The following is a 21,008-nucleotide window of genomic DNA, read 5'->3' as shown; positions in this document are numbered from 1 at the left end:
GTGGAACCCCTCCTGCCGGAGGATCCCGGCGCCGTCGGCCCGTACCGGCTGGTCGGGCGGTTGGGCGAGGGCGGTCAGGGCGTGGTGTACCTGGCCGAGGCGCCGAGCGGCGGGCCGGTCGCGGTCAAGGTGCTGCAGGACGGGCTGGCCGGGGACGACCGCTTCGCCAAGGAGGTCGCGGCCGCGCGGCGGGTGGAGCCGTTCTGCATCGCGCAGGTGCTCGACGCCTCGCTGGGCGGCCGGCCGTACATCGTGACCGAGTACGTGGACGGGCCGTCGCTCCAGCAGGCGGGCCGGCACACCGGCGGCGACCTGCAACGACTGGCCGTGGCGACCGCCACGGCGCTGGCCGCCATCCACGCGGCCGGGATCGTGCACCGCGACTTCAAACCGGCGAACGTCCTGCTCGGGCGGGACGGCCCGCGCGTCATCGACTTCGGCATCGCCCGCGCCACGGACTCCGCGCTGACGGTCACCAGCAGCATCGTCGGCACGCCCGCCTACATGGCGCCCGAACAGCTTGCCGGGGCGGCCGTCGGGCCCGCGGCGGACGTGTTCGCGTGGGCGTCAGTGATCGTGTACGCGGCCGGCGGGGAGCCGCCGTTCGGTCAGGACGCGCTGCCCGCCGTCATCAGCCGCATCCTCAACAACGAACCCCAGCTCGGCAACCTGCCGGGCTCGCTGCGGCCGATCGTGTACGCGTGCCTGTCCAAGGACCCGACCCGCCGCCCGACCATGCAGGACGTCCTACTCGGCCTCCTGGGCGGCCACTCATCCGGTACGACGGACCCCGGACCGGGCTTCCCGGGGTCCGGAGCGCATGGACCGCCAAGCCCCGGGCATGGCACCCAGCCCGGCGGGCCGGCGGGGCACGGTTCACCAGGCGGGCCCGGACACGGCACGCAGCCCAGGGGGCCGGTCCCGGTTGGGGGCGGGCAGGGCACGCAGCCGGGTAGGCGGGTGGCCGGGCACGGGCATGGTGTGGAGCAGAGGCAGGCGGCGGGGCGTGGGCGGTTGCTCGTTCCGCTGCTGGCCGGTGGGGGCAGCGTGGCGATCATGGCGTCCATCGCCACCGCTGTGACGCTCACGTTCCCGCCGGGTGTGGGGACGCAGCCGCCGGCCGCCGCCCTCACCTCCGGCGTCTCCACGTCCGAGGCAGGCGTCCCCACCGCGGACGGCACCCTGTCGAAGCGTCCCCGGCCGCGCAAGACCACCCGCAAAGCCACGCCGAAACCCAGCGCGACCTCCAGCGCGACCCCCACCGTGAAACCCACGGCGAAGCCCACGTCCTCCCCCGAACGCACGACACCCACTCCCACGCGCACCACGAAGAAGCCCGCCGCCACGAGGGCCAACCTCTCGATCCTCGCCATCCGCGCCATGGGCGCCCATCCCACGAACGGCTGCCTCATGCCGCCGGTCAACTTCGACACCCAGGTGGAGACGGACAAGACCCCGGCGGGCGAGTACGGCACTCTGAAGTACAACTTCGCCTGGGTCGTGGACAGCAAGACCGTCATGCGCCGCCAGGGCCTGATCGGCCATGGCGAGTACACCAGCTGGGAGGGGTCACTGGGCTACATGGTGTCGGCGGGCACGCACACGGTCACGTTCAAGCTGACGTCGCCGGTCGTCAAGAGCAGGTCCACCTCGTTCACCGTCTGCTCCATCGAAGACTGATGGCGCAGGAGGATCTCACCGAGATCGGCCCGTACCGGCTGGCCAGGCGGTTGGGTGCGGGCGGTCAGGGTGTGGTCTACCTGGGGTACGCCCCGGACGGCAGGCAGGTGGCCGTCAAGGTGTTGCGGACGGGTTCGGGCCACGACGACCGCCTGGCCAAGGAGATCGCCGCGGCGCGGCGGGTGGAGCCGTTCTGCATCGCCCAGGTGCTCGACGCCTCGCTGGGCGGCCGGCCGTACATCGTGACCGAGTACGTCGAGGGCCCCTCGCTCCAGGAGGCCGACCGGCACACCGGCGCGGGCCTGCAGCGCCTCGCGGTCGCCACGGCCACGGCGCTGGCCGCCATCCACCGTGCGGGCGTCGTACACCGCGACTTCAAGCCGGCGAACGTCCTGCTCGGCCCCGGCGGCCCCCGGGTCATCGACTTCGGCATCGCCCGCGCCTCCGGCTCCGCGCTCACGGTCACCAGCGGCATCGTCGGCACTCCTGCCTACATGGCGCCCGAGCAGTTGGGCGGCACGGCTGTCGGGCCCGCGGCGGACGTGTTCGCGTGGGCGTCGGTGATCGTGTACGCGGCGTCGGGCGTACCGCCGTTCGGCAACGACGCGCTGCCTGCCGTCATCAACCGCACCCTCAACAACGAACCCCAGCTCGGCGACCTGCCGGACGGCTTACGGCCGATCGTGTACGCGTGCCTGTCGAAGGATCCGTCCCGCCGCCCGACCATGCAGGACGTCCTGCTGCGGCTCCTCGGCGGTACGGCGAACCCCTTGCCAGGCGGTCATGCACCGGGAGCCGGGCGCGGATTCCCAGGCCCCGGACCGGCCGGAAACGGGTATCCAGCCGCATACGGCCAACCCGGCCGGCCCAACGCGGCCGGACCGCGGAACGGGGGCGGGCCGGTTCAGGGGCGCAAGCGGGCGCTGATCGTGGGCGGTGCGGCGGTGGCCGTGGCGGGGGTGGTGGTGACGGCGACCGTGGTCTGGGCGCTGCCGTCCTTACGCCTTCCGAACATCATCGGCGCCTTCACCGCCCCAACGCCCACCACCAGCCCCTCCCCCACCGCCGCCGCCCCCACCAAATCCATCGGCGCCAAGAGCAAACAGTCGCCAACGCCCTCCCCCGGACGCAAGCAGCCCACCCGCGACACGACGACCACCCAGCCGACGACCAAGTCCGCCACCAAACCGAGCACCAAGCCCAGCACCACCGCGACCGCCACCAAACCCGCCGCCGACCCGACGGCCGCGAGCGGCGGAGTCCGGTCCGTGAGTCTGCGCACGGAAGGCATCCCCCTGGGCGACTGCTGGCGTAGCGACCTCAATGTGTACGCCGTCATCGACGGTCCCAAAGGCCACGCCTTCACCTACCGCTGGCTCGTCGACGGCCAGAACCTGGGCCGTACCCCCGCCGTGACCCCCCACAAGGTCTACCTGCCGGCGGGGTCGTTCAAGACGCAGGGCACCCACAAGGTCGCCTTCAACGTGGTCAGCGGCGGCAGCCAGCAGCGCGGCATCACCGTGAAGATGTGCGCCCTCGACCGGATGGAGTGAGACCGGCTCAGTGCCCCAGGCGGGACGCGAGCTCCTCCAGCAGGTCCAGGGCGGCGTCGGCGATCACCGTGCCGGGAGGGAAGATCGCCGAGGCGCCGGCCGCGCGCAGCTCGTCGAAGTCGCCCGGTGGGACGACGCCGCCGACCACGATCATCACGTCGTCGGCGCCCAGCCCGGCCAGGGCCTCCCGGAGCGCGGGCACCAGGGTCAGGTGGCCGGCCGCCAGCGAGGAGACGCCGACGATGTGCACGTCGGCCTCGACGGCCTGCCGCGCCACCTCCTCCGGCGTCTGGAACAGCGGGCCGACGTCCACGTCGAACCCCAGGTCGGCGAACGCGGTGGCGATCACCTTCTGGCCGCGGTCGTGGCCGTCCTGGCCCATCTTGGCCACCAGGATGCGCGGGCGACGGCCCTCGGCGCGCTCGAAGGCGGCGCACGCGTGCCGTACCCGCTCGATGTTGGCGGTCGGGCCCGCCTCGTCGCGATACACGCCGGAGATGGTACGGACCTGCTCCGCGTGGCGCCCGAAGACGCGCTCCAGCGCGTCGGAGATCTCGCCCACGGTCGCCTTGGCGCGGGCGGCGTCGACCGCCAGCTTGAGCAGGTTGTGCTCGAGGCCGGGGGCGGGGTTGCCGGCGGCCTTGGTCAGGGCGTCGAGCGCGTGGGTCACGGCGCCGTCGTCGCGTTCGGCCCTGAGCCTGCGTAGTTTGTCGAGCTGCTGCGCCCGTACGGAGCTGTTGTCGACCTTGAGCACCTCGATGGGCTCGTCGGCGTCGGTGCGGTACTTGTTCACGCCGATCACGGGCTGGCGGCCCGAGTCGATGCGGGCCTGGGCGCGGGCCGCGGCCTCCTCGATGCGCAGCTTGGGCAGGCCGGCCTCGATGGCGCGGGCCATGCCGCCGGCGGCCTCGACCTCCTGGATGTGGGTCCAGGCGCGTTCGGCGAGATCGTAGGTGAGGCGTTCGACGTAGTAGGAGCCGCCCCACGGGTCGATCACCTTGGTGGTGCCGGACTCCTGCTGAAGGAGGAGCTGGGTGTTGCGGGCGATCCGGGCGGAGAAGTCGGTGGGCAGCGCGAGCGCCTCGTCGAGGGCGTTGGTGTGCAGGGACTGAGTGTGGCCCTGTGTGGCGGCCATGGCCTCGACGCAGGTACGGGCGACGTTGTTGAACGGGTCCTGCGCGGTGAGGGACCAGCCTGAGGTCTGGGAGTGGGTACGGAGGCTCAGCGATTTCGGATTTTTCGCGTTAAATCCGGAAACGAGATTGGCCCAGAGGAGGCGGGCGGCTCTCAGCTTGGCGACTTCCATGAAGAAGTTCATGCCGATGCACCAGAAGAACGACAGCCTGGGCGCGAACCGGTCGACGTCCATCCCGGCGGCGACGCCTGCCCGCAGGTATTCGACCCCGTCGGCCAGGGTGTAGGCCAGCTCGAGGTCGCAGGTGGCCCCGGCCTCCTGAATGTGGTAGCCGGAGATGCTGATGGAATTAAACTTCGGCATCTTTTCACTGGCAAACGCGAAAATATCCGAGATTATGCGCATTGATGGGGCTGGGGGGTAAATGTAGGTATTGCGGACCATGAACTCCTTGAGGATGTCGTTCTGGATGGTCCCGGCCAGTTGCTCGGGCGCCACCCCCTGCTCCTCGGCCGCCACGATGTAGAGCGCCAGCACGGGCAGGACCGCGCCGTTCATGGTCATCGACACCGACATCCGGTCGAGCGGGATCCCGTCGAACAACTGCCGCATGTCATAGATCGAGTCGATCGCCACCCCGGCCATGCCCACGTCCCCGGCGACGCGCGGATGATCGGAGTCGTAGCCCCGGTGCGTGGCCAGATCGAACGCCACCGACAGCCCCTTCTGCCCGGCGGCGAGGTTGCGGCGGTAGAAGGCGTTGGAGTCCTCGGCCGTGGAGAAGCCCGCGTACTGGCGGATCGTCCAGGGCTGGTTGACGTACATGGTCGGATAGGGGCCGCGCAGGTACGGCGCGGCGCCCGGATAGGTCCCCAGGAAGTCGAGCCCGCCGAGGTCGTCGGCCGTGTAGACGGGCTTGACCGCGATCCCCTCGGGCGTCTCCCAGACCTCGCCGGGTGCGGCGGGCTTGGCGGGCTCGCCGGGGGTAGGGCCGGTCAGCGGGATGGCGGAGAAGTCCGGGATCATCGCGTCACCTCCAGGTCGTCGAAGGTCGTGCGGAGCACGGCGAGTGCGTCGCACCCGGCGTAGAGGCGGTCGTCGACGCCCTCGTAGTCCCCCTTCCCCGCCAGCCAGACCTTTCTCGCGCCCGCCCGTCTCAGCGCGGCGGCGACGGGCTCGGCGTGCAGGCCGTACATCTTGTCGCTGGAGCACAGGCAGGCGACGTTCGAGCCGCTGACGGCGAAGGCGGTGGCGATCTGGTCGGGGTCGGTCCCCGGCCCGGCGGACTCGGTGGCGAGCCCACCCGCCTGGAACAGGTTCGCGGCGAACGCGGCACGGGCCGTGTGGGCGGCGACGGGGCCGATGGTGGCCAGGAACACCACGGGCCGCTCCGGCTGCGCGTCGGCGAGGTCCCGCAGCGCTTCGAACTCCTGGGCGTACCGGATCTCCGGCAGCCCCTCCCCCGCGAGGCCCGCCTCACCCTCGGAAACCCGTTCACGCGAGGGACGCTCGCCCTCGCCAATGTCCGCTACGGGAGGCCGTCCGCCCTCGCCTGCGCGCGGGACGGGCTGTCCGCGGACCGGCTTCTCGGCGATGTCGGGGAACTCGCTCACGCCGGTGATCGGGAAACGCCGGTGGGCGATGTCGTCGGCACGACGCCGCCTGGTGTCCGCGATCCGCCCGGCGACCAGCTCGGACGCCGCCCCGATCCCCCCGGCCGCCTCGATCTCCTGGAACCAGGCCCAGGCACGGTTGGCCAGGTCGGCGGTGCGGCGCTCGACGTACCAGGAGCCGCCCGCCGGGTCGGCCACCCTTCCGGCTCCGGCCTCCTCCAGCAGCAGCGCCTGTGTGTTGCGCGCCATCCGCCGGGCGAACGCGTCCGGCGGACCCAGGCACGCGTCGAACGGCTGCACGGTCACCGCGTCCGCACCCCCCACCCCGGCGGCGAAGCAGGCGATGGTGGTGCGGAGCAGGTTCACCCAGGGGTCGCGGGCGGTCATCATGGCGGAACTCGTCACCGCGTGCTGCCGCTGCCCGCCGTCCGCCGCCCCGCACACCTCGGCCACCCGCGCCCAGAGCGTGCGCGCGGCCCGCAGCTTGGCGATGGTGGCGAACTGATCGGCGGTGACGGCATAGCGGAACTCCAGCTGCCCGAACGCCCGCTCGACGCCGAGCCCCGCGCCGGTGAGCGCCCGCAGGTGCTCGACCCCCAGCGCGATCGAGCAGCCGAGCTCGTCGGCGTCGCTCCCGCCCGCGTCGTGGTACGGCGTGGCGTCCAGCATGACGGCCCGCATCCCGGGGAAACCCTCCGCGCACCGCTCCGCCAGCTCGACCGTCGCGTCCCGTCCCGCCGTACCGATCGAGGCGCCCAGGTTGCCCATCGGCGAGACGCCGCGCTCGGCCGCCAGCCCGAACAGGACCTCGGCGGCCTCCCGAGCTTCGGCCCCGGCCTGCAGGACGATCGGCGCGAGGTCCAGATAGACCTCCCGCAGGAGGTCGGGGAGCCGCCCGACCGGGATCGCGCCGTCACCCAGAACCAGCCAGAGCGAGGTGACCCCGTGCTCCAGATCGGCCAGCACGGCCTCGGCGTCGGCAACGGAGTGCCGCTGCCGCACGTCCCACCCGGCGCCCGCCGTCTGGCGAGCGCGCGGCAGGTGCTCGGGCAGGTCGGCGGCGTCGTAGAGCGGCGCGAGCGTCACCCCGTCATACGTGACACTGGACAGCGCCTCCTCCGGCGACCCGGCCTCGACACCCGACTTACGCAGAACCTCGAGCGCCAGGGCCCGCCAATCGTCCCGGTTCGTGGTAGGAAAGCCCGCTGCCAGATGCATGTTTCGGATAGTAGGCGTTGCCCGCCGAACCCAGTAACCCCGGGCCCGCCCCTGACCTACCCCACCGTCAGGTCAGCGGTGCCTCCCATGACAGCCGCCAGGTGGTCGGCCCGACGATGCCGTCGTCGTCGATGCCCTGCTCGCGCTGGAAACGCAGGCACACCTCGCGTGAGCCGCTGCCGTAGGCGCCGTCGACGTCGATCTCGAAGCCGCGTACCTTCATCTGCTGCTGCCACGTGCGCACGTCTTCGCCACGCATCACGGGCGGGTACTTCAGCAGCCGCCCGGGGAACGGCGGCGTCGTCGGGTCGGGCGGCGGGGTGGTGCCGCCACCCGGCCGGGGAGCGCCGCGCTTGACCCACGCGTAGAGGGGTTCGCCCGGGCAGTCGGTCGAGTAGCCGTCCCGGTGTCCCTTGATCTCGTTGCCCGCGTTGCCGCGTTCCCGGACGTACTCGACCGCGTCCAGGATCGCGTGGAGCACCCCGTCGGGCGGCTCCACCAGCCCGGCGTTGCCGACCAGGCCGAGCACGGCGTAGTGGCCCGCGTTGAGCCCGGCCCCGTTGGCCGCGGGTAAATGGTGGAGCCCCCGCCCCTCGAACACCTTGCGATGCGGACAGGCCACGAACGAGTAGCCGATGTCGATCCAGCCGTTGCCGTCCATGTGGTAGCCCTGGATGGACTGCACCAGCGACACGCAGACCGCGTGGTCGCCGATGATGCCCGGATCGACCCGGCCGCCCGTGTAGTGGACCTTAACTCCCTTGGTGGAGTCGAGCTGTGTGTAGTCGCCGTGCCGCTCACGGGCGTGCCAGTCGCGCCGTAACACGAGGTCGATGGGCACCTTGTGCTCTCCGGGGGTTGGGGAATGTGACCACTGAGCGTAGCCCGGAGTGCGCGGAAAGGTTGGTAGATCTGGTTATTTTGGTACCTAAACCGGCTTAAGGCCTGATCACCCGCTTATCGGTGACGATCGCGGTGATGAGATCGTGCGGGGTGACGTCGAAGGCCGGGTTCAGCGCCCGCGTGCCCTCCGGCGCCACCCGCCTGCCCCTGATGCTGACGATCTCGTCGGCGCCTCTGTCCTCGATCTCGATGTGCTCTCCGGACGGGGTGGCCTGGTCGATGGTGGTCTCGGGCGCGACGACGATGAACGGCACCCCGGCTCGCTCGGCCCCGAGCGCCAGCGCGTACGAGCCGATCTTGTTGGCGGTGTCGCCGTTGGCGGCGATGCGGTCGGCGCCGATGAGCACCGCGTCGATGCCGCCCTTGGCCAGCAGGTACGGTCCGGCGGAGTCGGCGATGAGCCGGTGCGGCGCGCCCATCCTGGCCAGCTCCCAGGTGGTGAGCCGGGCGCCCTGCAGCAGGGGGCGGGTCTCCAGGGCGAGCACCTCGGCCAGCCGGCCGCGCTCGTGCAGGGTCTGGACGACGCCGAGCGCGGTGCCCCGTTCGACGGCCGCCAGCCCACCCGTGTTGCACACGGTCATGATGCGCAGCCGGTCGCCTTCGAGGAGGTCGGCGCCGCGCTCGCCCATGGCCTGGCAGGCGGCGATGTCGTCGTCGCGGATCCGCAGCGCGGCCTTGAGCACGGCCTGCCGGCCTTGGGGCAGGTGGGCGGCGGCCTGGTCGACGCCCCAGGCGAGGTTCACGGCGGTGGGCCTGGCGGCGCGCAGCTTCGCTATGGCGTCCTGGTCGCCGGCCGCCAGCACGACGCCGAGCGCCCCGGCCACGCCGAGCGCGGGCGCCCCGCGCACGGCCAGCCGCCGGATGGCGTCGATCAGGTCCGCGACGGTCTCGATTCGCACCATGACGCACTCGTCCGGCAACCGTGTCTGATCCACCAGCTCGACCGCGCCGTCTACCCAGTCAATCGTTCTCACGCCCAAACCGTAACCGTCCACGACCGTCTGCGCCTTTCCGGCTCTTAGGATCTGCGTGGGGAAAGCCGCAAACAACGACGAAGCACGCAAGTCAACGTGAGGGAGGGTCATGGAGCTGCGTGACATCGAGATCTTCCTGACGCTGGCCGAGGAGTTGCACTTCGGCCGGACCGCCGAGCGGCTCCACGTGACTCCCGCCCGGATCAGCCAGGTGATCAAGAAGCAGGAACGCCAGATCGGCGCCCTCCTGTTCGACCGGACCAACCGGACGGTCCGGTTGACACCGATCGGCGAGCAGCTACGCGCCGATCTCCGGCCCCTCTACGCGGGGCTGATGGACAGCATGCAACGGGCCAAGCTGGCCGCCCGAGGCAAGACCGCCCGGCTCCGGATCGGCATGATGCCGGTCAACACCCACGACCTGCGCCCCTACTGGGCGACCTTCCGCGCCCACCACCCGTACTGCGAACTCCAGCTCCGCCACGCGTCGTTCGTGGACCCCTTCGGCGTCCTGCGGCGTGGCGAGGCCGACCTCCTGGTCACCTGGCTGCCCGTCGAGGAGCCTGATCTCACGGTCGGCCCGACCCTGTTCGCGGACCGCCGGCTGCTGGCCGTCGCCGCCGACCACGAACTGGCCGGACGATCGGCGGTCTCCGTGGAGGACGTCGCCCACTTCCAGCACTCCGGAGCCAGGCCCGTTCCCGCCTACTGGGAGGACACCTTCGTCCCCTTCCAGACCCCGCGCGGCTACCCGATCGAACGCGGCCCGCTCGTCACGAACATGGACGAGCTGCTCTCCCTCGTCAGCATCAGCGAGACCGTCAACATCCTGCCCGCCCACTCCGCCCGCTACTTCTCCCGTCCCGACATCACCTGGTTGCCCGTCACCGACCTGCGGCCTCTCACCTTCGGCCTGGTCTGGCGGACAGAGGCGGAGAACGACCTCATCCGGGCCTTCGCCCGGGTCGTCACCGACCTCGGCCCCCTCAGTACTCACCTCTGACCCGACCGGGGGGTTTGGTCCAGGGAGGGAACCAGGGTGTCTCACGGGTGCCACCTGCCGCTTCGTGCGCAAGCCTGGAGCGGGCGGCGGTTCCGCGGCGCGGACGCGGGCCTCGAACCCCGGACCGGAGGAGTGATCGATGGCGAAGCTACTTTTCGTGGTCACCGGAGCCACGTACCTGACGTTGAGAGACGGCACGAGATACGCGACGGGTTACTGGGCCGAGGAGTTCGCGAACCCGTACAAGGCGATCACGGAAGCAGGCCACGAGGTCGTGGTCGCGACACCCGACGGCGTGACGCCGAACGTGGACATGATGAGCCTGCGTCCCGAAATGGCGGGCGGTGAGCAGGGAGCCCTCGATCTGGAGGCCATCATCCGTTCCGCGGAGCAGCTGCGGCGGCCGATCAAGCTGTCGGACGCCCGCCTCGAGGACTACGACGCGGTCTATCTGCCCGGCGGCCACGGTCCGATGCAGGACCTGTGGCAGGACGCCGACGTGGGCCGGCTGCTGACGGCGGCGCTCGCCTCGGGCAAGCCGCTCGCGATCGTGTGCCACGCCCCCGCCGCGCTGCTGGCCACCAGGATCCACGGCGAGTCGCCCTTCAAGGGCTACCGGGTCACGTGCTTCACCAATGATGAGGAGGAGGGTGTCGGGCTGGCCTCCAGGACGCAGTGGCTGCTGGAGGACGAGCTGAAGGAGAAGGTCGGCGTCGAGTTCAGCCGCGGGGAGATCTGGAAGCCGTACATGGTGGAGGACCGCAACCTGATCACCGGGCAGAATCCCCATTCGGCCGCGGTCCTGGCGGAGCGGCTGCTGAAGGCGTTGAAGTAGCGGCAGACGTCTGGGGGAGAGCATCGCGCAACTGCCTGCGGGAGGTGATCGACAGCTTGGTGAAGATCTTGCGCAGGTGCCACTCGACCGTCCGCGGGCTGAGGAAGAGCCGGGTGCCGACCTCCGGGTTGGAGAAGCCGTCCCGCACGAGCAGCGCGACCTGCTTCTCCTGCGGCGTCAACTCGTCACTCGACGACGCCTCGATCGCGCGCTTGCGGACGGTCTCCCCCGTGGCGAGCAGCTCATGGCGGGCGCGCTCGGCGAACGCCTCCATCCCGATCGACACGAACATCTCATACGCCGTACGCAGCTGATCCCGCGCCTCGATCCGCTGACGCGCACGCCGCAGCCACTCGCCGTACAGCAGGTGAGCACGCGCGAGTTCGGGACGCAGTTGTGTCCGTCCCAGCCGCTCGATCGCCTCGCGATAGAGGTGATCCGCAGCCGCTCCGTCGCTCAGCAGCGCCCGAGAGCGGGCCAGGATGCCCTGCGCCCAGTCGGTGTCGCACGGCTCCGCCGCGTCCGCCAGTCGATCGAGCGCGCCATGGGCGACCTTCTCGTCACCGACGCGCGCCGCCGCCTCGATGAGTTCGGGCAGTGCCCAGACCGAGACCCACGGCTCCGCGATCTGCGTACTGGCCTGGGCCGCCGGCATCGCCTGCTGGTAGCGGCCGAGCCCGTTGTAGAGGACCGCGGCTGCCCACTGGGCGACCGCGACCCCCATTGACCGACCAGCCGCACGGGCCTCCTCGATGAGCGCCTCGGCCTCGGCGCTCCGGCCCCGCAAGGCGCTGAGCCGGAGCTTGACGTGCGGCGCGAGGGGAACGCCGGTTACCGCGGCGATGATGTCGGCCTCGGCGACGATCGCCGCGGAGGCGGTGAAGTCCCCGGTCCACGTGGTCGCCATCCCCAGCGACGCGAGACAGAACGGGAGGTCGGTCAGGGCGCCGGCGGCACGTACTACCTCGGCTGCCCGGCCGTCCGTCATGCGCATGGCCTGGTCGTCCCAGACGGCCGAGCTGACCCCGTTGGCCACCCAGCCCCACTTCAGGACGTCACGCGCCGGAAGATCCGCGAGCGCGGTCACTGCCCGCCGCAGTACGGGGACGGCAGCGGCCCGGCCGTCGGTGACGAGCAGCGCGCAGCCCTCGATCACGAGATCGAGGGCGCGAGGAGTTCCCATCGCCGCCGGAAGTGCTCTCATCGCCTGGGAGATCGCCTTGAGGCTGTCGGCGTCCGCGAGCAATGCCGCGGTGCCCCACGCGATCAGGTAGGTCTCGCGCGCGAGGTCCCTGTCGAAGGGCTCGAGCCGCCGCGCAGCCGTCAGCAGCATGAGCGGCGCCTGGCTGTCGAGGTCGGCCGCGAACGCGATCCGGCTCCGTACGAGCTGGGCTCGCGCCCGCTGGAACTCGTTCCGGGCGTCCCGGTCCGCGATGTCGGCGAACTTCCGTGCGGCGTCGAGGTCGCCGGCCTGGAGGGTGGCATCCGCGGCCGCCACCGCGCGGTCCGCGCGCCGCGCGGTGGCGACGGTCAGCGCCACGGATCGCTGCAGGAACGCCGCCGCGGCGGCCAGCCCGCCGCGCGCCTGCGCACGGCCGGCGGAGCGTTCGAGCTCGGCGGCGACGGACTCGTCGGGCTCGGCCGCGGCGGAGGCGAGGTGCCAGGCGCGGCGGTCCGGGTCCACCTGCGGGTCGGTGACCTCCGCCAAGGCCAGGTGCGCCGCCCAGCGATCCTCTTCCGTCGCCGATCGGTACACGGCCGACCGCACAAGCGGGTGACGGAACGTCACGCGTACGTCGAACGACAGCAGCCCGTCCGTGCCGCCGGCCAGGGCCGCCGCCGGCGTCACGCCGAGCCGGCCGGCGGCACGCCACACCAGGGCGGGGTCGCCCACCGGCTCGGCGGCGGCGATCAGCAGGAGCAGCCGGGTCTGCTCGGGCAGGTCCTCGATCCGGCTCAGGAAGCTCTGTTCGATCCGGCCCGGCAGCGTGTCGGCGTGCAGGAGGCCGAATCCGCCGGCCAGTTGGGTGACGGTCAGACCGCGCGGCAGTTCCAGCAGGGCGAGGGGATTGCCGTCGGTCTCCGCGACGATCCGATCGCGGATCTGCTGGTCGAGCCGGGCGTGCGTGACCGAGGTCAGCAGGGTGTCCGCGGCGGCGTCACCGAGCCCGGCGACCTCCAGTTCCGGCAGTCCGAGCAGGTCCTGGGCCCACTCGCGGGCGCCGAAGACGAGGGCGACCGACTCCGCCGGCAGCCGGCGCGCGACGAAGCCCAGGGCCTGCGCCGAAGCCCGGTCCATCCACTGGGCGTCGTCGACCAGGCAGAGCAGCGGACATACCTCCGAAGCGTCCGACAGGAGGCTGAGCACCGCCAGCCCGATCAGGAAGCCATCGGGCGCGCTCCCCGCTCGTATCCCGAAAACCGTCTCGAGCGCGGCGCGCTGCGGCGCGGGCAGATTCCTCAGCCGATCGAGCAACGGCACGCACAACTGATGCAGCGTGGCGAACGGGAGCTCCATCTCGGATTCGATGCCGACCGCACGGAGCACGCGCAGGCCGTCGGCCGAATTCCGCACGTAGTCGAGCAACGCCGACTTTCCGACGCCAGGCGCACCGTGGACCACGAGCGCGCGGCTCTCCCCCATGCGGACGGCGCCGATTATCCGGTCGAGGAGGGCACACTCGATCTGGCGCCCGAGCAGGCCTACTTTCTCCCCGTTACCTGTGCTATGCACCGGATATGCCACCTTTGCCCGCCTTTGTCGCGGTTTGGCCCCGGTACACGCTACAACGGCGTCCTCGCGGCCTGCGTCTTCGCCGAATAAAGGTTTGCTCAAGCCAAACGCACGGGCGTGAATGACCGGCTTGCTCGATACCTGGTCCTCGCGCCCGTCGAAGTCCCTGGCTGAGGCACGACCAGGGCTTTTCCCTGGCTCGACCGACCGCCGAACGCACGGAGTATTCAGGCATGCGCCCAACAAAGAAAGTCGCCATCGTCACCGGAGCTTCCCAGGGCATCGGCGCGGCCGTGGTCACCGCGTACCGCAAACTCGGCTACGGCGTTGTCGCGACCTCCCGCTCCATCCGCCCGTCCGACGATCCCGAGATCCTTGCCGTGCCCGGCGATCTGTCTCGGCCGGGCACCGGTGCCCAGATAGTCGAGCGGGCACTGGCCCGCTTCGGCCGGATCGACACGCTGGTGAACAACGCCGGGATCTTCATCGCCAAGCCGTTCACCGACTACACGGACGCGGACTACGACGCCGTGACCGGAATCAACCTGCGCGGCTTCTTCGACATCTCGCGCGGCGCCGTCGCCGCGATGCTCACCCGCGACGATGGCGGCCACCTCGTGAACGTATCCACGTCCCTGGTCGAATACGCCAACTCCCAGGTGCCCTCGGCACTCGCCTCACTGACCAAGGGCGGGCTGACCGCGGTGACCAAGTCGCTGGCCATCGAGTACGCGGCCCGCGGCATCCGCGCCAACGCCGTGGCACTCGGCGTCATACGCACCCCGATGCACCCGCCAGAAACGCACGAAGCCCTCGACGGCCTGCACCCGATCGGGCGGATGGGGGAGATCGACGACGTCGTCGAGGCCATCGTCTATCTCGAGCAGGCCCAGTTCGTCACCGGCGAAATCCTGCACGTCGACGGCGGCCAGAGCGCCGGACACTGAACTCGGCACGGAGGTTTCGATGAGCGGCACGACGCACAAGGCGACGAACAGCGAAGCCGACAACGAAACGACCCTTCGCGATGTCCTGGACCGTTGGAAGTCCGCGGTCGATGCCCACGAACCCCAGCGCGTCGCCGCCAATTTCACCGAGAACGCGATCTTCCAGGGTCTGCACCCGTACAGCGTCGGACGGCAGGGAATCGCCGATTACTACGCCTCGCAGCCGCTCGGGATGACCGTCACCTATCGCATTCTGGAAACCCGCCGGCTCGCCGACGACCTCGTCCTGGGCTACTTGAGCGTCGACTTCTCCTTCACCAACCGGCCGACCCTGCCGTTGTACCTGTCCGTACTGGTCGTGGAGTCGCCTGGCCTTAATCAGATCAGCCATTACCAGGTGTCCAAACTCGACTAAGCGGGTTCCTGCGGGTGGATCCGCTCGCCCTGCATGCTGGTGATGGCCTGCCGCACGCCCGCGTGAATGTTCAGGGTCATCCACACGCCCGTGAGCTTCAGGAGGCGGGCGGGTGTGTCGTGCACGGCCGCCAGATGGAGTGCGCCGCCTTGTTCGCGCAGTGCCGCGTTGAGGCGTATCAGCACGTACAGGCCCAGACTGTCCAGGAAGGTGAGCCCGCTCAGGTCGAGCAGCAGCGGCTCACCGGGGCGGATCTGCTGGCCGAGGTAGGTCTCCAGCCGGGCGGCGTTGGTGGCGTCCACCTCACCGGTCACGGTTGTCAGTGTGCCGATGATCAGGCGCCGGCTGTGCAGGCTCAAGGGGGGCATAGCGGCATGCTCAGCAGGCCGGCAGCAGCACGGCGGTCATGGCGTCCTCCCGGGGATTGCGGAGTGCAGGCGGGGTGCCTTCCTCGCTTCTAAACTGTAATCCCCGAAGGCGGTTACCGGAAAGGCACTTCCGTATAGGATCTCCTGAAACAGGGTTCGGTCCGGCCCCCGCCGCTGACAACCGCGCCGGGGGCGGAGAAGGTGAAGACCCGTGAGCGCATCCGACGACCGTTCGTCCGCCTGGACATTCCTCACCCATCACGCCCGCGTGCTGCTGGAGATCGCCCGCGACCCGCAGGCGCGGATGCGTGACATCGCCGACGGCATCGGCATCACCGAACGCACCGTGCAGGGCATCGTGACCGACCTGCATCAAGCCGGCTACCTCACCCGCGATCGGATCGGGCGACGCAACCACTACAGCCTCAACCTTGATGAGCACTTCCGCTACCCGACCGAGGCCGGCCTGCCGATCCGGCTGCTGATCGACATGGTCACCCGCCACGACCCGCTGGATCCCGACACCAGTCCGCCCCCGCGATAGCCGGCGGTTCCGGGAGCGCGGTGGCGCCACGGCCGCCGGGCGAGGTTCCGCTCGGCGGCCGGGAGCACCGTGCCCGCGCAGGTCGTACCCGTCAACGCTTGAGGGACAGCTCCGCTGTGGGGAACAGGACGAGCGGCGACGCCTGCGACGTCCTCGCGCCGCTCTGGCCGCACAACGCCAGCAGCAGATGGTCCACGAGGGCGTAGTCGATCGGGCTCGGTTCGATGTTTCCGTTGTCGTCGAGGTGCTGGTACTTGGTCCAGTTGAGCCCGAAGGACAGCTGCCGCTCGCCGTCCGCGCTGGACAACGACTGCGTGGCCATGCCGAACACGCCGCCGTCGTGCCCCCAGAACCGTCCGCAGGGCAGGTCGAGGGAGTAGATCCCGAGGCCGTAGTCGATCGTCGCGCCGGCCACCTGGAGCGGCACCGTCTTCCGCATCTCGGCGAGCTGGGCGTCGCCGATCAGTTGGCCGCGCAACAGCGCCCGGTAGAACCGGTTGAGGTCGTCCATGGTGGACACGACCGCGCCCGCGGTGCTCGCCCACGACATGTTGTAGACGCTGTAGTCGCGTGGCGGGTCGATCCAGCCGAACAGGGATTCGTAGGCCTTGGAATGCGGTCCGGGGATCTGCGGCGTGCGGGGGAAGGAGGTGTTCCGCAGGCCCGCCTTGCGGATCACGTTGCGGGTGATGTACTGCTCGGCGCTGACGCCCGTCACCTTCGCCAGCAGCAGGCCCGCGATCACGTAGTTGGTGTTGGAGTACGATCCGGGCGTCGTGCCCGGCTCCCCGGTCGGCGGCGCGGCCAGACCGAACTTGACCAGCTCTTCCGGGGCGACCTCACGGAACCGGTTGTCGTCCAGGCTGGCGGCCGAGCCCTCCAGCAGCGAGGGGAACGCACCCGCGATGAAGTCGCCGATGCCGCTGGTGTGGTTGAGCAGCATCCGTACGGTGGTCTTCTGGCCGCGGTCGCCGGGGATCAGGCCGGGCAGGTAGCGGTTCACCGGCGCGTCCAGCTCGATGGCGCCGCGCGCCACCTGCTGGAGGATCGCCACCGAGGTGAAGGTCTTGGTGATGCTGCCGATCCGGTGGACCATCTCGGGCCGCACCGGCCGGCGGGTCACCACGTCGGCGACGCCCGCCGCTCCCTGCCACGTCTTGGTTCCGTCGCGTACGCCGGAGTAGATGCCGAACATCCCGGCCTGGTGGACGGCATCGAGAGACTGCCGGAGCGCCTGCCGGTCAAGCCCTGGCTCAGGCGCCGCCGAAGCTGCGCCGGGCGTGGCCAGGACCCCTGCCACGACCAGCGCGGTCACCACGGCCATGACCCGCTTCGGGCGGCGCGCCGCCGCGGATAACTTGTCGAGCTGTCTGGGATGACGAGAAATCATAGCCATCAGCCTGACCCAGGGGTGCCGACAGCGTCAGTCGGCATTGTCATCGACCCGGCATGACACCAATCATGCGAAACCGATGACAAGGGCGCCCACCCGCCGTTGTGGTCGTCCGCGTCGGTACCCGCCCGCTTTCCCGGCCCCCGTTCAGCGTTCGGCCAGCACGATGACCGCGTCCTGTCGGTTCAGGACGATGGGCTCGGACTTCGGTGGGTTGAGGACGATGCCGTAGTGCGGCGGAATGTTGATGGCCGAGGTGTTGCGGTAGCCGATGGCGGTCTCGCCTCGGCGGCGCGCCGCTTCGATAACCGTCGAGAACGTGACCCGCGTACCCGACGCGACATAGGACCCGGCGGGACGCGGATAGATCTCCGACCCGTGCGAGTCGAACAGATAGCCGAACACGTCCGCCAGGTGGCGGTTCTCCGCGAGCTGGGCCAGCAGGAGGCCGATCACCGTGTCGCTGATCACGATGTCGTCGGCCTCGGTCACCTCGGCGAGCGCGCGGTTGTTCTCGTCGTGCATCTCGCTGACGATCGAGTAGTGCTCGCCCAGCGCGCTCTGCATGTCGCGCAGCTGCAGCAGCGTCATGAGCGTGCGGGTGTCGGCGTGGTGCGGCTTGTAGCGGTCGTCCGACAGGACGATGACGTGCTGGAAGAGGCCGACGCCGAGCGACTCGAGCGCGTACCGGTCCGTGGTGTCGCACTCCTTGATGTTCACGGTGAGGTTGACCAGGTCCGACAGGCCGGCCCCGGCCTTGGGGTGGTCGGCGGCGATCTCCAGGACGGAGCCGGGAGCGACGTAGGCGTCGAGGTAGTGGACGATCTGGCCGGCCCGGCCGTTCCAGTTGAGCAGCAGCGTGCGCTCGGGTTCGGCCTGGGGGCTGTCGGCGACGGCGAGCGCGCTCTCGTCGAGGGCGGGCGTGCCGGTGGCGAGCCGGATGGCGGAGTCGTCGTGCGCGATGACGACGACCTGGTCGCCGGCTTCGATGACAGTGTCCATGGGCGGGTTCAGTACGACTCCGGTGGGTCTGCGCAGCCCGATGACGGTGGCCGTCTCGTAGGCGTGCAGCGCCTCGCCGTACGTGCTGCCCGCGAGTTCCGTTCCGGAGCGCAGGTAGATCTCGCCGCCGTCGAAGTTCAGCAGGTCCATGCAGACGACGGACATGCCCGACTGGCGCGACGACTGGACGATCAGCCGGGCGGCGGTGTCGTCGGAGTCGACCAGGTGCACATCCTTGCCGCCGGCCAGGCGGGCGGCGGCGATGTTGCGGCTGGCGGCGATGGCGGCGACGACCGGCGGGCGGATTCCCGGGCGTTTGGCCAGGGCGAGCAGGATCTTGATGACGTGCGCGTCGGGGTCCTCGCCCTCGGGGGAGAGCACGACCACGGACCTGGCGGCGGCCAGGTTCATCAGGTTGAGGTCACGTGACTCGGTGGGCCGTCCCGTGCGGCAGACCAGGCGGGTCCTGCCCAGGTCGCCGATGTGGTCGCGGATGTCCTCCTCCATGGCCAGCTTGTCGTGTTCGGCCAGTACGGCGATGATCGAGCCCGGCTGGCTGGCGTGCGCCTTGACCAGCTCGGCGACGATCGTGAACACCTGGTCCGACCAGCCGAGCACCACCGTGTGCCCGGACTCGACGATGCGGGAACGGCCCCTGCGCAGCCGGTCGACCTTCTGCTTGAGGCCGTTGGACAGCAGGCCGACGAGCATGCTGACGATGAAGATGCCGCCGAGCGACCCGGCGAACATCACCGCGATATAGGCCACCGACCCCTTGTCGCTGGCGAGCTTGCTCGGGGTGAGCGCGTGCATGAGCGCGATCCACATCACCTGGCCTGGGCCGCCGACGCCGTCGGGCTCCTCCGGGGCCAGCCAGAGTGTGAGCCCGGCGACCACCGCGATGAGCCCGAACGACACCACTGCCAGCCAGCCGATCAATGAGACCGTGCCCCTCGACATGGTGTTGTCGAACCAGTACCGCGCCCGCTCGCGGAACGTCACCCTCGCCACCCCGAATACCTCCACGTTGGTGTTAGTTGACCAAGGAGACAAGGTACCGGCCTATCTAGGCGAATGCATGGTGAGCGGTAACGTAGCCGCCATGGCGACCCCCCTGACCCCGGACGATCCCGCATCGCTCGGTGCGTACCGCCTCGCCGGGCGGCTCGGTAAGGGCGGGCAGGGCGTCGTCTATCTGGCGCACTCCCGCGACGGCGAGGCGGTCGCGATCAAGCTGCTCAGCACCGGTGACCAGGAGACCCGCGCGCGGCTGGCGCGGGAGCTCGACGCGCTGGAGAGCATCGCCTCCTTCTGTACGGCGCGGGTGCTGGACGTCTCGATCGAGGGGCCGCGGCCCTACGTGGTTAGCGAATTCGTGGAGGGGTTGTCGCTGGCCGACCGAGCTCGCGAACGCGGCCCCTTGCGCGGCGGCGAGCTGGAACGCCTGGTGGTGGGCACCGCCACGGCCCTCGCGGCCATCCACGCGGCGGGCGTCGTGCACCGGGACTTCAAGCCGGCCAACGTACTGCTCGGTCCCGACGGCCCCCGGGTGGTGGACTTCGGCATCGCCAGGGCGGAGGGCGCGGCGACAATGACGTCGGGGCTGATCGGAACGCCCGCCTACCTGTCGCCCGAGCAGATCGCCGGCTCGCCCGCCGCCCCCGCGTCGGACGTGTTCGCGTGGGCGGCGACGATGGTGTTCGCGGCGACGGGGCGCAGTCCGTTCGGCGCGGACACGGTGCCCGCGGTGCTGCACCGGGTCCTGCAGGCGAACCCGGACCTGTCGGAGCTGCCGCCCCGGCTGCGGGGGCTGATGGCCTCGTGCCTGTCGAAGGACCCCGCGCACCGGCCCACAGCCCGGGACCTGATGGTCTCCCTGGTCAACCCCACCTCGACACCGCCCGCCCCGCCGCAAGGCTTCCCCACCGGAGCCCCGGGCGGCGCCCCCGGTACGGGCGGCATCCCCGGTACGGCCGGCGCCCCCGATACGGGCCGCGTCCCCGGTACGGGCGCTGGGGAGCGTACGGGACCGCGAGCCGCGGCGCTCACCACCGACGTCTCCAGACGGAACCGCTCGCGCGGCCTGCTGATCGGCGCGCTGGCGGCCGTGCTCGCCCTGGCCGCGGCGGGAGGCACCCTCCTCTGGATCAACCGCACTCCGACCGGCACCGGAGCTCAGACGTCCACCAGCCACACACCACGCGCGAGCACCACCGCCGAGAAAACCGCCGACCAGGCGACCGAACCAACCCGCGCCGCCACCGAACCGACACCCACCCCCAGCCAAGCGACCAGCACCGAGCAGCAGCCTCAAAGCGGCTCGCTGAAGATCCCCTCCGCGTTCGCCGGCAAGTGGTCCGGCCACATCACCTCCACGAACCCGCTCGACAGCGACGGTGCCGACAACACGATCGAGCTGCAGACCGGGCGATCCACCGCCCAGTGGGAGTCGAAGGACGCCAGCGTCAGCTGCACCGGCAAGATCACACTGACCAAGGTGGCCGGTACAAAGCTCACCTTCACCCTCCAACCCGACACCATCGACTGCATCGCCGGCACGGTCTGGCTCACGCTCGACGGTGACAAGCTCACCTACCTCTGGCGCGACGTACCGGGCCCCGGCTTGGTGGAGGAGACCGGAGAACTCAGCCGGAGCTGACACCCGGAGCACCAGCAATACCTCGGGAATTG

16 protein-coding genes are annotated in these 21,008 nt (G+C 70.5%); 8 read left to right on the top strand and 8 right to left on the bottom strand.

The window, feature by feature from the left end; translation table 11 throughout:
* Together KLK06_RS44610 and KLK06_RS60665 are read left to right on the top strand one after the other, a co-directional pair.
* Window positions 1–1,680, top strand: a complete 1,680-nt coding sequence (locus KLK06_RS44610; RefSeq protein WP_214641796.1) for a serine/threonine-protein kinase — start codon at window positions 1–3, stop codon at window positions 1,678–1,680.
* Window positions 1,680–3,233 (top strand): serine/threonine-protein kinase, encoded by a 1,554-nt coding sequence (locus KLK06_RS60665; RefSeq protein ID WP_250906984.1) that lies wholly within the window; start codon window positions 1,680–1,682, stop codon window positions 3,231–3,233. The genes KLK06_RS44610 and KLK06_RS60665 overlap by 1 nt, the downstream gene beginning before the upstream one ends.
* A 7-nt stretch (window positions 3,234–3,240) precedes the next feature.
* Here the strand turns inward: KLK06_RS60665 and scpA are convergent, their stop codons facing one another.
* The 4 genes from scpA to mtnA form a co-directional block, all read right to left on the bottom strand.
* Complete coding sequence (gene scpA / locus KLK06_RS44600; RefSeq protein ID WP_214641795.1) at window positions 3,241–5,394, bottom strand: methylmalonyl-CoA mutase; 2,154 nt, start codon at window positions 5,392–5,394, stop codon at window positions 3,241–3,243.
* Window positions 5,391–7,199 carry a methylmalonyl-CoA mutase subunit beta gene (locus KLK06_RS44595; RefSeq protein ID WP_214641794.1) on the bottom strand — a complete coding sequence of 603 codons (1,809 nt, stop codon included), beginning with the start codon at window positions 7,197–7,199 and terminating at the stop codon, window positions 5,391–5,393. Before KLK06_RS44595 ends, scpA begins: the two co-directional genes overlap by 4 nt.
* A gap of 67 nt (window positions 7,200–7,266) precedes the next feature.
* Entirely contained in the window at window positions 7,267–8,040 is a 774-nt protein-coding gene (locus KLK06_RS62675) for an N-acetylmuramoyl-L-alanine amidase (protein WP_214641793.1), read from the bottom strand.
* Between the two features lie 97 nt (window positions 8,041–8,137).
* A complete protein-coding gene (gene mtnA / locus KLK06_RS44585; protein ID WP_214641792.1) occupies window positions 8,138–9,076 on the bottom strand; it encodes an S-methyl-5-thioribose-1-phosphate isomerase in 939 nt (312 codons plus the stop codon).
* Window positions 9,077–9,185: 109 nt separating this feature from the next.
* Between mtnA and KLK06_RS44580 the strand changes: the two genes are divergently transcribed.
* Together KLK06_RS44580 and KLK06_RS44575 are read left to right on the top strand one after the other, a co-directional pair.
* On the top strand, window positions 9,186–10,079 hold the full coding sequence (locus KLK06_RS44580; RefSeq protein ID WP_214641791.1) for a LysR family transcriptional regulator: 894 nt from the start codon (window positions 9,186–9,188) through the stop codon (window positions 10,077–10,079).
* A 139-nt stretch (window positions 10,080–10,218) separates the two neighbouring features.
* Window positions 10,219–10,914 (top strand): type 1 glutamine amidotransferase domain-containing protein, encoded by a 696-nt coding sequence (locus tag KLK06_RS44575; RefSeq protein ID WP_214641790.1) that lies wholly within the window; start codon window positions 10,219–10,221, stop codon window positions 10,912–10,914.
* On the opposite strand, the gene KLK06_RS44570 is transcribed toward KLK06_RS44575, so the two are convergent.
* Window positions 10,850–13,648, bottom strand: coding sequence for an AAA family ATPase (locus tag KLK06_RS44570; protein WP_308168725.1), 2,799 nt, complete (start codon window positions 13,646–13,648; stop codon window positions 10,850–10,852). The two genes, KLK06_RS44575 and KLK06_RS44570, sit on opposite strands and share 65 nt — an antisense overlap.
* 233 nt (window positions 13,649–13,881) lie before the next feature.
* Here KLK06_RS44570 and KLK06_RS44565 point away from each other — a divergent pair, with 233 nt between their 5' ends.
* Entirely contained in the window at window positions 13,882–14,595 is a 714-nt protein-coding gene (locus KLK06_RS44565; RefSeq protein WP_214641789.1) for an SDR family NAD(P)-dependent oxidoreductase, read from the top strand.
* Window positions 14,596–14,614: 19 nt separating this feature from the next.
* Window positions 14,615–15,010, top strand: coding sequence for a nuclear transport factor 2 family protein (locus KLK06_RS44560; protein WP_214641788.1), 396 nt, complete (start codon window positions 14,615–14,617; stop codon window positions 15,008–15,010).
* Here KLK06_RS44560 and KLK06_RS44555 read toward each other — a convergent pair.
* Window positions 15,007–15,378, bottom strand: coding sequence for an STAS domain-containing protein (locus tag KLK06_RS44555; protein WP_214641787.1), 372 nt, complete (start codon window positions 15,376–15,378; stop codon window positions 15,007–15,009). The genes KLK06_RS44560 and KLK06_RS44555 overlap by 4 nt on opposite strands.
* 211 nt (window positions 15,379–15,589) lie before the next feature.
* Here KLK06_RS44555 and KLK06_RS44550 point away from each other — a divergent pair, with 211 nt between their 5' ends.
* Window positions 15,590–15,922 carry a helix-turn-helix domain-containing protein gene (locus KLK06_RS44550; RefSeq protein ID WP_214641786.1) on the top strand — a complete coding sequence of 111 codons (333 nt, stop codon included), beginning with the start codon at window positions 15,590–15,592 and terminating at the stop codon, window positions 15,920–15,922.
* 91 nt (window positions 15,923–16,013) lie between these two features.
* Here KLK06_RS44550 and KLK06_RS44545 read toward each other — a convergent pair whose 3' ends face one another.
* Together KLK06_RS44545 and KLK06_RS44540 are read right to left on the bottom strand one after the other, a co-directional pair.
* A complete protein-coding gene (locus KLK06_RS44545; protein WP_250906982.1) occupies window positions 16,014–17,312 on the bottom strand; it encodes a serine hydrolase in 1,299 nt (432 codons plus the stop codon).
* 150 nt (window positions 17,313–17,462) lie between these two features.
* Window positions 17,463–19,328: a TrkA C-terminal domain-containing protein gene (locus KLK06_RS44540; protein ID WP_214641785.1), complete on the bottom strand. Its 1,866-nt coding sequence runs from the start codon at window positions 19,326–19,328 to the stop codon at window positions 17,463–17,465.
* Window positions 19,329–19,419: 91 nt separating this feature from the next.
* Here KLK06_RS44540 and KLK06_RS44535 point away from each other — a divergent pair, with 91 nt between their 5' ends.
* On the top strand, window positions 19,420–20,976 hold the full coding sequence (locus tag KLK06_RS44535; RefSeq protein WP_214641784.1) for a serine/threonine-protein kinase: 1,557 nt from the start codon (window positions 19,420–19,422) through the stop codon (window positions 20,974–20,976).
* Window positions 20,977–21,008: the final 32 nt, after the last annotated feature.

It is taken from the genome of Nonomuraea sp. NEAU-A123 (assembly GCF_018603905.1).
GTDB lineage: Bacteria > Actinomycetota > Actinomycetes > Streptosporangiales > Streptosporangiaceae > Nonomuraea.
Note: the sequence above shows the minus strand (reverse complement) of the source record. Positions and strands in the feature narration are given on the sequence as shown.